A 13,635-nucleotide genomic window follows, 5' to 3' on the forward strand; every position below is an offset into this window, starting at 1 on the left:
TCGCGTTCTCAGCGACCGATGCCGAAGGACGCGCCCGCGGGTGCCGGGGTGTCCTGGTAGGGCGATCCGCCGGTCACGTTGTCGCCGCGGTTGGCATTCGGGCGCGGCTGACGAACGTCGCCGTCACCGTACTTGGCGGCGACGAGCGCGGCGTGGGTCGGGGCATCCGGAACCTCGGCGGGACGGTTCTTCGCGAGCTCCTTGCGGAGCACGGGCACCACCTCGCCCCCGAGGATGTCGAGCTGCTCGAGCACGGTCTTGAGGGGCAGACCAGCGTGGTCCATCAGGAAGAGCTGTCGCTGGTAGTCGCCGAAGAGGTCGCGCATGCCGGCGTACCGGTCGATGACCTGCTGCGGCGAGCCGACGGTGAGCGGTGTCATCTCGGTGAAGTCCTCCATCGACGGACCGTGCCCGTAAACGGGCGCGTTGTCGAAGTAGGGGCGGAAGGCACGGACGGCGTCCTGCGAGTTCTTCGCCATGAAGGCCTGCCCGCCGAGGCCGACGATCGCCTGCTCGGGAGTGCCGTGGCCGTAGTGGGCATAGCGCTGGCGGTACAGGGTGATGAGCCGCTGGTAGTGCTCGGACGGCCAGAAGATGTTGTTCGCGAAGAAGCCGTCACCGTAGTAGGCGGCCTGCTCGGCGATCTCGGGCGTGCGGATCGAGCCGTGCCACACGAACGGCGGCACGTCATCGAGCGGACGCGGAGTCGACGTGAACCCCTGGAGCGGCGTGCGGAATTTGCCCTCCCAGTCGACGACGTCTTCACGCCAGAGCTTGTGCAGGAGCGCGTAGTTCTCGATCGCGAGCGGGAGGCCCTGACGGATGTCCTTGCCGAACCACGGGTACACCGGGCCGGTGTTGCCGCGACCGAGCATGAGGTCGGTGCGACCGCCCGACACGTGCTGCAGCATCGCGAAGTCCTCGGCGATCTTGACCGGGTCGTTCGTCGTGATGAGCGTGGTCGCGGTCGAGAGCACGAGGCGCTCGGTCTGGGCGGCGATGTAGGCGAGCGTCGTGGTGGGCGACGACGACCAGAACGGCGGGTTGTGGTGCTCGCCGAGGGCGAAGACGTCGAGCCCGACCTCTTCGGCGTGCTTGGCCATCGTGATCGTGTTGCGGATCTTCTCGGCTTCGCTGGGCGTCGTGCCGGTCGTGGGGTCTTCGGTGATGTCACTCACCGTGAAGATTCCGAACTGCATGGCCGGCCACTGTGTGGTGTCGTTCACGATCGCTTCCCGCTTCCCGGATGCTGTGGCATCCGATCTATGCATTTGAATGTATCTCGTGTAACACGTGTCCGTTCAGATTATTCCCGGTCCAGCCCGGCGCCACCCCCACCGGCGCCCGGATCGAACGCTCTCCGACGTATCGATATAGTGATATATTTTTCCGATGCCAGAGTCGACTCTCGCACTCATCGCAATCGCCACATGCGCGGCCCTGATCGGGACGGCAGCCCCGGCCGACGCCGAGGCCATGCCGACAGATTCGGTCGCCACGGAAACCACCGTCACCAAGAGTTTTCGCTTGGGAGGGTTCTGGGTCGAAGCACCGTGGACGGTAGATGTGACCCCGATCTCATGTCCCCCGGACATGTATCTGAACACCACCAGGTACAACACCGAGACCGCCTGGCGGATCCCCCCGGGGGTGGAGCTCACTCAGTCCGGCCAGCAACTGGACGCGTTTCTCGTGAGCACGACTCCGGGGAGCGTCGGCAACGTCGACCCCGTGCCCTTCTTTCAGAGCTCCATGACCAATCTCTCGTCTGCCGAGAACGACGTCGAGATCATCCTGCACTGCACGAGCGCGCCATAACCTGGGCGGCCGCGTGCCAGGGACGTATGAAACACCGAGAGAGGGGCGGATGCCGCCGGCCGCAGCATCCGCCCCTCTCGGGTTTTCCGTCTCAGCGCTCCGCGCGAACCGCGCGACGGCGCAGCACCACCAGTGCGGCACCGGCAATGATCCCCGTCACGGCCGCGAGCGACCACCACGGGAGTGCTGCGGTCGTCGCCGGGTCGGAACCGGTCGCCGCCAGCGCCGGGGCCGATGCGACCTCAGCGACGATCGGCGCGGCCGGCTGCACGTCGACGACCGGCTGCACCTCCGCGGGGGCCGGCGGCTCGGGTGCCGCGAAGATGGCAGAACCGCCCACCTTGCCGAACGCGAAGATGAACGTGTTGGGCGTTCCTCCTGCGGGGTCGGTCGAGGTCTGGCCGAACGAGTACGCCTCGGCACCGACGGCGGCGAGAGCCGCCTGTGCATCGGTTTCGGCGGCCGCTCCGCCGTAGTAGATCACGAACGAGAGCTTGCCGCCGACATCGAGACCGCCGAACGAGAAGTCGAAGAGGGCGCCGTGGTCGGCCGGCCCCGAATCGACCGCATTGCCGGTGAACAGGATCTGGCTCGGTCCGGAGAGCGGGTTCGATGAGGCGAATCCATCGTCACTGGTGAACTTCAGGGCCGTGGCGGTGCCGCCGTCGATCGTCACGAACTCATTGAAGGCCGTGGGCTCGATGTCCCAGTCCATGACGCGACGGTACTGGACCGTCGCGATCGGCGCGCCCGACATGTTCTCGATCGTCACGTTCACCTGGTACAGGTTCGGGGTGGCCTCGGAAGGCACGTACTCGTGGGTCACCCGGAAGTACGGAGCACCCTCGGCATCGTTGACGAGAACCACCGAGGTCGCCGTGGAACCCGTCCACGTGAACGACTCGACCGAGAGGTTGATCCCGTTCGGCGAGTCATCCTGATTCGCGCCGCCCCACACGCCGGTGGCCGGATCGGCGACGCCCCAGCCCTCGCACAGGCAGCCGGGGGACGTGGAGTCGTTGCCGGTGGGCAGGAACTCCAGCCCCGCGTCGCCGGGGCCGGCCTTCGAACCGGTGCCGTCGCTCGTGTTGAGCTCGCCTGTCGGATTGACCGCGAGGAGGATGGTGCCGTTGTCGATGCACACCGCCGGGTAGCACGGGTCGCCCGGAGCGGGCGCCGCCGCGGCAGCAGGGTCTGCGGGCTCTGCGAAGAGCGTGACGGTCGGGGCATCGGGCGCGTCGGCGAGGACGTCCGCGGGAGTGGTGACAGCGGGGTCGACCACGACGACGTCGGTCGGAGTCGCGGCTTCTCCGGCGGGAGCAGCATCGGTCACCGGAATGGCGTCGGCCGGTGCGGCAGGATCGGCCGCAACGGGCTCGGGTGCGGTCGCGGCGTCGGGCGCCGGATCTGTGGCTGACGCCGGGTCCGCCGCGGGAGCAGGTTCGGCGCCGGAACCAGGGTCCGTCGCGGGTACCGGATCGGCCGGAGCAGAAGCGGATGCCGGGTCGGGCGCGGCGATCTCGTCGGCTTGGGCGGTCGCCGGGAGCAGGACGAGCCCCGCGATGACGGCGGAAGCGGCGCACGCAAGGAGCAGCGATGCGCGCCGGGTGGATGGTGCGGACATGATGGGCCTCCAGTCGGGTGAGCGAGCGAGGTGCTCACCGGAGAGAGGCAGGTGCGATGCCATCCGATACATGCGGCCGCGCAACGCCGCCCCTCACGGAGGCGGTTGCGGAGCATCCGCAAGATTCAGCCGCCCTCGAACAGCCGGAGCATGTCACGGACGAGCTGGTGCGGGGCGGTCTCGCACGGCGCATGCCCGGTGGCGTACAACGCCAGACGCGCTCCGATACGCTCCGCGTACGCGGCATGCTGCGCCGTCGGCCAGAGGTCTTCTTCGCCGACGGCGATCAGTTTGGGGATGGCGACGGCAGCGACCTCGTCGGCGACGTCGGGCATCGCCATCATCTCGCCGACGATGTCGTCGATCGCGGCGCGCCGGGTGATCGCCATCCGTTCGCGCACGAACGCGATGCGGAGGGGTGGGGTGCGATTGAGGTTGTAGCGGATGCCCCACAGGATCAGTCCGGCGGCGCGGTGCGGCGGCATGTCGGAGATCGGGCCGATGTGCTTGACGCCGCGGAACACCTGCCCGGTGGCCGGAGGAGCCGCCATCAGCGTCAAGCTGGCGAAGAGGTCGGGGCGCTCGATGAGTGCGAGCTCCGCCACCAGTCCGGCGAAACTGAACCCCAGCACGTGGGCGGGAACCCCGCCGTCCTCGAGGATGGCGATCAGGTCGTCGATGTAGAGGCGGTAGTCGTAGTGCTCGCGCGGCGGCACGAGGTTCTGCGGCCCGGCGTCGACGGAGTCGTAGTGCCCCGCGATGTCGTAAGACTCCACGCGGTAGCCCGCCCCGGCGAAGAGGGGGAACAGCCGGATGAAGTCCTCCTTCGAGCCTGCGACTCCCGACACGAGCACGACGCGGGGCCCGTCGACCGGCCCGAGGCGCACGCGCGCCAGGTCGCCGCTCGGCGCAGCGAAGCGGTCGCGCACCGTTCCCTCGGGGAAGACGTGCCAGTCGACGTCCTCGATCGCCCTGTCACGCTCGCGTGCGTCGTCGACCGTCGTCATGATCTGCGCCTCATCACGCTGCACGACATTACCCGTCCTCCGTGCGGCGGACGCACGACGTCGCGGAGAGCGCCGATCAGGCGAAGAGGGCTGCGCCGACGTATGAACCGGTGGTCGCCCCGGCCGGCACGAGCCAGATGCCCGATCCGACATGCCGGATGTACTCGTTCATGGCATCGGTCGACAGTGCGCGCTGCAGTGTGACGAACTGCGCGGGTGATCGCTGGAAGGACACGAAGAACAGGCCCGCGGACAGGCGGCCGAGGTCATTGTTCCCGTCGACGAAGTTGTACCCCCGGCGCAGGATCCGCACACCGTCGTTGAGGTCGGGGTGCGCGAGCCGCACGTGGCTGCGCTGATCGATGAGCGGCTTGCCGTTGGCGCCGGTCGCCTCGAAGTCTGGCGCGGTGAACTCGTCGCCGCCGGAGAGCGGAGCGCCCTCGGCCTTGTCTCGACCGATGATGCGCTGCTGCTCGGACAGGCGTACGCGGTCCCACGATTCGATGATCATCGCGATCTTGCGGGCCACGAGGTATGACCCGCCGGCCATCCATCCCGGTTGATCCTGCGCAATCCACACGTCGGCGGCGAGCGCCGCGGAATCGTCGGCGAGGATGTTGGCCGTTCCGTCCTTGAACCCGAACAGGTTGCGCGGGGTCGTCTGCGCCGCCGTCGTCTTGGACGTGCGTCCGAACCCGAGCTGAGACCAGCGGATCTTCGCCCGCCCGAACGCGATGCGGCTGAGATTGCGAATCGCGTGGACGGCGACCTGCGGGTCGTCGGCGCATGCCTGGATGCAGAGGTCGCCGCCGCTCTGGGCCGGGTCGAGAGCATCCCCGAGGAACGCCGGAAGGGGCTCCAGCTCTGGGGGACGCTGCCCGGCGAGTCCGAATCGGTCCTGGCCGGCGTTGTCGAAGAGCGTCGGGCCGAATCCGAACGTGATCGTCAGACCCGAGGCCGCGAGGCCGACCGCTTCACCCGTGTCGTCGGGCGGTGACTCCATCGGACCGCCGACAGCCCCCGTCGCGCTCACGTCCAGGCCCTGGGTCATGCGCGACGCGGCGTACGACCAGTCCTGCAGGAGCGAGATGAGGTCCTCACGGGTCGTGCGCGACATCATGTCGTACGAAGCGAAATGCAGATGCTCCTGCACGGGTGTCGTGATGCCCGCCTGGTGCTCGCCGAAGAACGGGTAGGTCGTGCTCGAGGTGCCCGATGGCGTCGTCGAGGCCTGCGCGGCCACGGCGATTCCCGCCCCTGCCGCCCCGCCCACGGCCAGTCCGGCGGCGCCCGCGCCGACGAGGCCCAGCAGTCCGCGACGCGACACACCCGTGGGGGCGACCGGTTCGGATTGGGGAAGCTCGGCAGGAGGCGCATCGATCTCGTCGGACATATCGCGATAGACGCTACTGCAGGTTGGTGCCCCTCGCCTGAGAGGCACCTCTGTCACGGAGGGCAACAAACGAGCGGATGCCGGAGGCTCTGCCTACCCTCGGACCATGGCAGAGTCGACCCTTCCCCTCCTTGATCTCTCCCTCCTGGACGACGGGCCGGAGGCGGCGTCGCGCTTCCGTGACGAGCTGCGCGCAGCGACGCACGACGTCGGCTTCTTCTACCTCACCGGCACCGGGATCCCTGCAGAGCTCGAGGATCGACTGCACCGCGCGGCGCGCGCGTTCTTCGAGCTGCCCGAGGAAGACAAACTCGCCATCGAGAACGTCAAGAGCCCGCACTTCCGCGGGTATACGCGCGTCGGCGGCGAGCGCACGCAGGGCCGGGTCGACTGGCGTGAGCAGATCGATATCGGGCCGGAACGCGAACCCCTGTCCGACACCTCGGCGGCCGACTACCTGCGGCTCATCGGACCCAATCTCTGGCCGGACGCGCAGCCCGAGCTACGCGACGTCGTCGCCGAATGGCACGACCACCTGTCGGGTGTCTCGCGGAAGCTGCTGCGGGCCTGGGCGCTGTCGCTCGGCGCCTCTGAGTCGTACTTCGACGAGCATTTCGGCGAACCGTCCACCCTGATCAAGATCGTGCGCTACCCCGGCACCACCGACCCCGAACCGCAGCAGGGTGTCGGCGCCCACAAGGATTCCGGCGTAGTCACCCTGCTTTGGGTGGAGCCCGGCAAGGGCGGCCTGCAGGTGCAGCGCGGCGATGAATGGGTGGATGCCCCTTCGGTGCCTGGTGCGTTCGTCGTCAACATCGGCGAGCTCCTCGAGTACGCGACGCAGGGCTACTTGACCGCTACGAACCATCGCGTGGTGTCGCCGCGGTACCCGGACGACCGCATCTCGGTGCCGTTCTTCTTCAACCCGGCCCTCGATCAGCGGCTGCCGCTCCTGGAGCTGCCGCCGGAGCTCGCCGCGCAAGCTCGTGGCGTCGCGCAGGATCCGACCAATCCCATCCATGCCCTCTACGGCGAGAACGCGCTGAAATCGCGACTGCGTGCGCACCCCGACGTGGCGGCTCTGCACCACGCAGACCTGGTCGCAGCGCGAGCCGCAGCATCCGCGTGACGAGCCTTTAGACGGATCGCGCGCACGCTGTCAAGCGGTCGCGCGCGGCGTGGGCGTCCGCGAGGCTTGTCGCATGCCCGCTCTCGCTATCGTCCTGCTCATCATCGGAATCGTCCTGCTCGCGTTCGGACTCTTCGTCGAAGCCGTGAAGTTCCTGCTCTGGCTCGGCATCGTCATCATCGTCATCGCGATCATCGCGTGGCTGATGCGCTACATCCGCCGCTCGAGCTGACGCCTGCGCCCGGGGCGACCCCCGCACAGGAGAACTTCCCGAATCAGGATGAATAGGGAGGGGATGCTCCTGTCTCGGCGCCTTTTTCCTGCTCCCGTGCGCTCGCGCCCGGGGCCGCCCCCGCACCGCGAACGTCGAAGGCCGCCCCACACCGTGGGACGGCCTTCGGAAGAAGTGCGATATACGCCGGGTCGCGCCTAGCGGCGGAGTCCGAGACGCTCGATCAGCGAGCGATAACGCGCGATGTCGATGTCCTGGAGGTAGCCGAGCAGACGACGGCGCTGACCGACCATCAGGAACAGACCACGACGCGAGTGGTGGTCGTGCTTGTGCTCCTTCAGGTGCTCTGTGAGGTCCTTGATGCGCTGCGTCAGCATCGCGACCTGCACCTCGGGGGATCCGGTGTCACCGGGGTGCGTCGCGTACTCTTCGATGATCGCCTTCTTAGCATCGGATTCGAGTGGCATAGATGGGATCCCCTTTCTCGTCATTGCGCGGCGCCCATCGCCTGATGCGTGGGCTCTCTTTATCCGCGGCCGATCAAACGGCAACCTCCAGAGTCTACCAGTCGCCAGCCCGCGGCACGAACGACGACCGTCCTCCTGAACCGGGATAGCCTCGAAGCATGCCGCTGTCCCGCTCGATCGCCCCATGATGGCGGGCCTGAGCCGCAGCAGCTTCATCGATCTGCGCCCCCTGAGGGTGAGCCCGCCGTTCGCGCGGCTCTGGATCGGCTCGACTCTTTCCGGTCTCGGTGGCCAGCTGACGATCGTCGCGGTGATGCTGCAGGTCTACGACATCACCCAGGACACGTTCGCGGTGGCGATGATCGCCGTCGCGGGCCTGCTTCCGATGATCGTGGCCGGACTCTACGGAGGGATGCTCGCCGATGCGTTCGATCGTCGGATCGTCGCGCTTCTGGCGGCGTCCGTCACGTGGATCTCGACGGCGCTGCTCGCACTCCTGGCATGGACCCACGTCGAGACGGTGTGGTGGCTGTATGTGCTGAGCGTCGTCAACTCGGCCGCCAACTCGATCGTGATGGCGACCAAGTCCGCCATCACCCCCCGGCTCCTGCCTCGAGAGCTGTTGCCGGCGGCCGCCGCCCTGAACGGCATCACCGTGGGCGTGATGGTCATGGCGGGACCGGCGCTGGCGGGGATCCTCGTCGCCGTCGCCGGCTACCAGTGGACCTACACGATCGACGTCGTGTTGATGTTCTCGCTCTTCCTGGGCTTGTGGACCCTGCCGAGCATCAAGCCGGAGGGAACGATCGTCCGCCCTGGGCTCGAGTCACTCAAAGACGGCTGGGCGTTCCTGCGGCGTGCGCCGAACATCCGCCTCCAGTACCTCCTCGACATCATCGCGATGACGTTCGGCCAGCCGCTCGCGCTGTTCCCCGCGGTGGGCGCCGTCCTCCTCGGGGGCGGCCCCATCACGACAGGGGTCATGACCGCGGCCTTCGCCGTCGGAGCGTTCTTCTCGAGCCTCTTCTCCGGCCCCATCGGGCGGGTGCGGCACCACGGTCTGGGCATCGAGCGGGCGATCCAGGTCTACGGCGCGGCCATCCTCGCGTTCGGCGCCGTGCTCCTCGCCGGGCAGCTCGGCCTGTTCGCCCCGGCCGTGGTCGACGCGTCATCCCCGAACCTCGTCCTCATCGCGATCGCGGTCGTGTTCCTCGCGATCGCGGGTGCCGCCGACAACGTCAGTGCGATCTATCGGTCGACGATGATGCAGTCCGCCGTCCCCGACGCGATCCGCGGCCGGCTGCAGGGCGTCTTCATCGTCGTGGTCGCCGGCGGACCCCGCATCGGAGCGCTCTACGCGGGCACGCTCGCCACCTTGACAGCGCTGTGGTTCCCTCCCCTGCTGGGTGGTTTCGTCATCATCGGGCTCGTCGGGCTCCTCGTACGACGCCATCCCAGGTTCCGCGCCTACGACGCCGAGAACCCGGTTCCCTGACCTCTCGCGCGCGCGACTGCCACTCATCAGCGGGTTTCGGACGAGGCACCCGGAGGCCGGTCCGTCGGCACCAGCGCCGGTCTAGAGTCACAGGGTGAACCAGCCCCTCCGCACCCCGAGCAGCGCGACCGTGACGGCGCCGTGGGTGACCGTGCAGTTCGTGCTCCTGGGGCTCATCTGGGGCTCGAGCTTCCTCTTCATGAAGGTCGCCCTCGACGGGCTCAGCCCGGCGCAGGTGGCCTGGTCGCGACTGGTCCTGGGTGCGATCACGCTGGGGATCTTCGTGCTTGCGCGCCGCGAGGCGCTGCCCCGCAGCATCCGGATCTGGGGCCACATGCTCGTCCTGGGCGTATCGTTCTGCGCCGTGCCGTTCCTGCTCTTCGCCTGGGCCGAGCAGCACGTCACCTCGGGGCTCGGCAGCATCTACAACGCCACCACACCGATCATGACGGCGGTGATGGCCGGACTCGTCTTCCGCGTGGAGAAGCTCCAGCCGGTGCAGCTCGTGGGGATCCTCGTGGGAATCCTCGGGGTGATGGTCATCATCGCGCCCTGGCAGGGCATCGACCTCGCCGAGAGCGTGCCCGCCCAGCTCGCGATGCTCGGCGCCACCGCCTGCTACGGCTTCAGCCTCGCGTACATGCGACGGTTCGTGTCGAACACGGGCATGAGCGCGCTGGTGTTCTCGTTCCTCAACATCGGGCTCGGCGCCGCCGTCATGGTCGCGCTCACCCCGGTGCTCGTCGTCGAGCCCGTGACGCTGTCGCCGTCGATCGTCGCCGCGGTCGTGGCACTCGGATGCCTCGGCACGGGCGTCGCGTACATCTGGAACCAGAACACGCTGCGCGCGTGGGGCCCGACCCGCGCCTCGACCGTCACCTACATCACGCCGATCGTGGGCGTGGCGCTCGGGATGATCGTGCTGGGCGAACCGCTCAGCTGGAACGAGCCGGTGGGCGTGCTCGTCGTCTTCGCCGGCATCCTGCTCGCTCAGAACCGGCTGCGCCGGGCGCGCTCCCGCGTCACCGCGTGAAGGGGATGTCGGATCCCCTCGCCATGATGCCTTCATGACCACTCGCGAGCCGCTCGAGATCATCGTGCCGCTGCGCGGACCGTACGATCTGCGCGAGGTCGCGCTGATGGGTTTCGGTCACCGCGACGAGAAGTCGTGGGACGGAGTGATGCGACTCGCCTTCTGCACCGACGACCTCGAGCGTCAGGTGGGAGTCGAAGTGCGCCAGGTCGACGACCGACTCGATCTGCGGGTCCATCTCGCTCCGGGCGACGTCGACGTCGATGTCGCGGTGGTGGCGCGCCAGGTCGCCCGCATCGTGTCCGCCGATCACGACGGTGTTGCCTGGGCTGCGGTGTGCCAAGCCGACCCCGTGCTGCGCCGACTCCACGACCTCGCACCCGGCTTCCGGCCGGCCAACTTCCACTCCCCCTATGAAGCGGCCGTGTGGTCGGTCATCTCGGCCCGCCGCGCCCGCGCCCAGGGCATCGGCCTGCGCCGGCGGCTCTCCGAGGCGCACGGCGCGACGTTCGAGATCGCGGGTCGCGCTGAATCCGCGCTGCCGACACCCGCCCAGCTCATCGGGATCGACGCGTTCCCAGGTCTCCCGGCGGACCGCGTGCCCCGCCTGCACGCGATCGCGGAGGCGGCGATCGATGGGTTCCTCGACATCGACCGCCTCGTCGCGCTCGATCCTGAGGAAGCCATGGCAGAGCTCCAGACGCTTCCTGGGATCGGCCCGTTCTACAGCGCGCTCATCGTCATCCGCGCGTGCGGGCTCACCGACGTGCTCTCCACGCAGGAGACGCATTCGCGCGAGGCCATCCGCGATCTGTACGGCCTGGACCACCTGCCCAGCGACGCTGAACTCGTCGCTCGCGCCGAGACGTGGCGACCCTTCCGCACGTGGGCGTCGGTGACGCTCCGGGCGGTGGGTGCGCGCCTCTGACCGCACTGCGTGAAACGACAGAGGGACGGATGCCGCAGCATCCGTCCCTCTGTGAAGAAACGCTCCCGGATCAGGCCTGGTGCGCGCCCTGCAGGTCGAGCTCGATCGTGACGTCCTTGCCCACGAGCACGCCACCGGCCTCGAGCGCGGCGTTCCAGGTCAGACCGAAGTCCTCGCGGTTGATGACCGTCTTGGCCGTGGCCCCCGCCTTGTAGTTGCCCCACGGGTCCTGGCCGAAGCCGCCGAAGTCGACGTCGAACGTGACCGGCTTGGTCGTGCCGCGGATCGTCAGGTCGCCGTCGACGAGGAACTCGCCCTTCTCGATGCGCACGCCGGTCGAGACGAAGTCGATCGTCGGGTAGGTCTCGACGTCGAAGAAGTCGGCCGAACGCAGGTGCTGGTCGCGCCCCTCGTCCTTGGTCGAGAGCGAGGTCGCGTCCACGTGCGCCGTCAGGGTGGCCTCGAGGGGGTTCTCCGGAGCGACGAGCGTCGCCTCCTTGACGTTGAAGGTGCCGCGGACCTTCGAGATCATCATGTGGCGAACGACGAAGCTGACATCGCTGTGCGACGGGTCGAGGACCCAGGTGCCGCTCTTGTAACCGGGGATGTCGAGGGTGGTCTCAGTCATTTTTCTTCTCTCGTGAGTCGGAGGCCGGCGTTCCGGCAGCTTGGTGGGTGCAACCCTGCCGGTGCTCGGTTCTATTCCCATGAATGTAAAGGAAACTCCTGCCGCACGAAAAAGGAGGACGGGCGCCCCGCGGCGCCCGTCCTCCCCGGGTATGGATGCGGCTCAGCCGACCGAGATCAGGTCGATGATGAAGATCAGGGTCTTCCCTCCGAGGAAGTGCCCTCCGGCCGGTCCGTAGGCCAGCGCCGGCGGAATGACGAGCTCGCGGCGCCCGCCGACCTTCATGCCGGGGATGCCGTCCTGCCAGCCCTGGATCAGGCCGCGCAGGGGGAACTGGATGCTCTCGCCGCGGCCCCACGACGAGTCGAACTCCTCGCCCGACTCGTACTCGACACCGGCGTAGTGGACGGTGACGGTGTCTCCGGGCTTGGCTTCGGGGCCATCGCCGACGATCAGGTCGCGGATGACCAGTTCGGTGGGGGCCGGGCCCTGTGGGGCGTCGAATTCGGGCTTCGTACGGTCATCTGTCATGAGTCCATCCAACCGCGGGTCGCGATGCGGGTCAACGTGAGGGGTCTTGACAGCGCATGAGCGTCGTCGGCATGCTGAGGTCAGGCCAACTCAGCGCCCGGTCGTTACGCAGGCATCGCCGCGACACCGGGCGCTGAGTCTTGGGTCAGCCGAGGCGGGCCGGCGCCGCATCGAGACCCTCCCGCGCCGTACCCTCCGTCGCCCTGTCGCGACTCCGTAAGATATACTGTTGTACAACTATGCATACTTCTGATCCGATCGCGCGCCCGCTGATCGTGCTGCTGCACGTCATCGCGACCGCAGTGCGGCACAGCCGATCCGGGTACCCGGTGGCGTCGATCGAACGAGCATCCCCTCTCGCCGCGTGGGATGCTGTCGCCCCGTTCGCCTGCGTCATCGCCGACCGCCGGGCCCAGCTCGCGTCCGCGCCTGGCGCCCTGCCCGGGTAGCGTGGGAGCATGCGCTTCGCCCATGTCACCCGTCCGGGCGCCGACGATCCGCGGCTCGCCGTCATCCGCGACGAAAGTGCGATCCTCGTCGACACCCTCTTCGCCGGTGCTCCCGCCCGCCTGGAGCAGCTGATCGCCGGCGGCGACGCTCTGCGGGAACGGGTACGCATCGCGGCCGACGCGGCCGACGCGGGGCTGCCGCTCGACGACCTCGGGTTCGCCTCCGCGGTGCTCGCTCCCCCGGTGATCCTGGCGATCGGCCTGAACTATGCGGCGCACTCGTCCGAGCTGGGGCTGAAGACCGACTCGACGCCCACGGTCTTCGTGCTCTGGCCGAACTCTCTCAGCAGCCACGACGCGACCACGAGCTGGCCGCGAGCGCTGAGCGAATCCGTCGACTACGAAGCAGAACTGGGCGTCATCATCGGCACTCCGGCGAAGGATGTCTCTGCCGCCGATGCGCTCGACCACGTCTGGGGGTACACGGTGGTCAATGACATCACCGCGCGCGACATCCAGTACTCCGAGGCGCAGTGGTCGCGCTGCAAGTCGTTCGACGGATTCACCCCGACAGGACCGTTCGTCGTAACGGCCGACGAGATCCCCGATCCTCAAGACCTCCACATCTGGACGGTCGTGGACGGTCAGACGGTGCAGGATGCCTCAACCGGCCAGATGGTACGCCCGGTCGCGAAACTGATCTCGCATCTGTCCCGCTCGGCGACGCTGCTGCCGGGCACGCTGATCTCGACGGGCAGCCCGGGCGGGGCCGGCTATTCTCGCGACCCGCAGATCTTCCTGCGCGACCGTTCCACGGTCACGGTCGGCATCGACGGCATCGGGGCACTCACGACACACTGCCGCATCCTCGACTGAACGACGCGGCACGCGACAACGGCGC

The 13,635-nt window shown here is 68.2% G+C and carries 15 protein-coding genes; 8 read left to right on the forward strand and 7 right to left on the reverse strand.

What is annotated here, in order from left to right; genetic code table 11:
* Positions 1–8: 8 nt before the first annotated feature.
* Complete coding sequence (locus tag F6B43_RS05435; protein WP_425486819.1) at positions 9–1,199, reverse strand: LLM class flavin-dependent oxidoreductase; 1,191 nt, start codon at positions 1,197–1,199, stop codon at positions 9–11.
* 193 nt (positions 1,200–1,392) lie between these two features.
* On the opposite strand from F6B43_RS05435, the gene F6B43_RS05440 reads away from it, so the two are divergent.
* A complete protein-coding gene (locus F6B43_RS05440; protein WP_150447829.1) occupies positions 1,393–1,818 on the forward strand; it encodes a hypothetical protein in 426 nt (141 codons plus the stop codon).
* Between the two features lie 91 nt (positions 1,819–1,909).
* Here F6B43_RS05440 and F6B43_RS05445 read toward each other — a convergent pair whose 3' ends face one another.
* From F6B43_RS05445 to efeB, 3 genes are all read right to left on the reverse strand, one after another.
* Positions 1,910–3,442: a hypothetical protein gene (locus F6B43_RS05445; protein ID WP_150447830.1), complete on the reverse strand. Its 1,533-nt coding sequence runs from the start codon at positions 3,440–3,442 to the stop codon at positions 1,910–1,912.
* 125 nt (positions 3,443–3,567) lie between these two features.
* Positions 3,568–4,449, reverse strand: coding sequence for an alpha/beta fold hydrolase (locus tag F6B43_RS05450; protein ID WP_150447831.1), 882 nt, complete (start codon positions 4,447–4,449; stop codon positions 3,568–3,570).
* A gap of 76 nt (positions 4,450–4,525) precedes the next feature.
* Positions 4,526–5,842: an iron uptake transporter deferrochelatase/peroxidase subunit gene (gene efeB, locus F6B43_RS05455; protein ID WP_150447832.1), complete on the reverse strand. Its 1,317-nt coding sequence runs from the start codon at positions 5,840–5,842 to the stop codon at positions 4,526–4,528.
* A gap of 106 nt (positions 5,843–5,948) precedes the next feature.
* On the opposite strand from efeB, the gene F6B43_RS05460 reads away from it, so the two are divergent.
* On the forward strand, positions 5,949–6,971 hold the full coding sequence (locus tag F6B43_RS05460; RefSeq protein ID WP_150447833.1) for an isopenicillin N synthase family dioxygenase: 1,023 nt from the start codon (positions 5,949–5,951) through the stop codon (positions 6,969–6,971).
* A gap of 73 nt (positions 6,972–7,044) precedes the next feature.
* Complete coding sequence (locus tag F6B43_RS05465) at positions 7,045–7,203, forward strand: DUF4175 domain-containing protein (RefSeq protein WP_150447834.1); 159 nt, start codon at positions 7,045–7,047, stop codon at positions 7,201–7,203.
* A gap of 197 nt (positions 7,204–7,400) precedes the next feature.
* On the opposite strand, the gene rpsO is transcribed toward F6B43_RS05465, so the two are convergent.
* Positions 7,401–7,670 carry a 30S ribosomal protein S15 gene (gene rpsO, locus F6B43_RS05470; RefSeq protein ID WP_019180606.1) on the reverse strand — a complete coding sequence of 90 codons (270 nt, stop codon included), beginning with the start codon at positions 7,668–7,670 and terminating at the stop codon, positions 7,401–7,403.
* A gap of 184 nt (positions 7,671–7,854) precedes the next feature.
* On the opposite strand from rpsO, the gene F6B43_RS05475 reads away from it, so the two are divergent.
* From F6B43_RS05475 to F6B43_RS05485, 3 genes are all read left to right on the forward strand, one after another.
* Positions 7,855–9,165: an MFS transporter gene (locus tag F6B43_RS05475; protein ID WP_246159809.1), complete on the forward strand. Its 1,311-nt coding sequence runs from the start codon at positions 7,855–7,857 to the stop codon at positions 9,163–9,165.
* Positions 9,166–9,259: 94 nt separating this feature from the next.
* Positions 9,260–10,198, forward strand: a complete 939-nt coding sequence (locus F6B43_RS05480) for a DMT family transporter (RefSeq protein ID WP_281349503.1) — start codon at positions 9,260–9,262, stop codon at positions 10,196–10,198.
* Between the two features lie 34 nt (positions 10,199–10,232).
* Positions 10,233–11,126, forward strand: a complete 894-nt coding sequence (locus tag F6B43_RS05485; RefSeq protein WP_150447835.1) for a DNA-3-methyladenine glycosylase family protein — start codon at positions 10,233–10,235, stop codon at positions 11,124–11,126.
* A 70-nt stretch (positions 11,127–11,196) separates the two neighbouring features.
* Here F6B43_RS05485 and F6B43_RS05490 read toward each other — a convergent pair whose 3' ends face one another.
* Together F6B43_RS05490 and F6B43_RS05495 are read right to left on the reverse strand one after the other, a co-directional pair.
* Positions 11,197–11,754 (reverse strand): YceI family protein, encoded by a 558-nt coding sequence (locus F6B43_RS05490; RefSeq protein WP_150447836.1) that lies wholly within the window; start codon positions 11,752–11,754, stop codon positions 11,197–11,199.
* Positions 11,755–11,916: 162 nt separating this feature from the next.
* The gene (locus tag F6B43_RS05495; protein WP_150447837.1) at positions 11,917–12,285 is read right to left on the reverse strand and encodes an FKBP-type peptidyl-prolyl cis-trans isomerase; all 369 of its coding nucleotides are present in this window, start codon (positions 12,283–12,285) and stop codon (positions 11,917–11,919) included.
* A 239-nt stretch (positions 12,286–12,524) separates the two neighbouring features.
* On the opposite strand from F6B43_RS05495, the gene F6B43_RS05500 reads away from it, so the two are divergent.
* The gene (locus F6B43_RS05500) at positions 12,525–12,734 is read left to right on the forward strand and encodes a hypothetical protein (RefSeq protein WP_150447838.1); all 210 of its coding nucleotides are present in this window, start codon (positions 12,525–12,527) and stop codon (positions 12,732–12,734) included.
* Between the two features lie 9 nt (positions 12,735–12,743).
* Entirely contained in the window at positions 12,744–13,610 is an 867-nt protein-coding gene (locus F6B43_RS05505; protein WP_150447839.1) for a fumarylacetoacetate hydrolase family protein, read from the forward strand.
* Positions 13,611–13,635 lie beyond the last annotated feature (25 nt).

The sequence above is a fragment of the Microbacterium rhizomatis genome (assembly GCF_008710745.1).
GTDB lineage: Bacteria > Actinomycetota > Actinomycetes > Actinomycetales > Microbacteriaceae > Microbacterium > Microbacterium rhizomatis.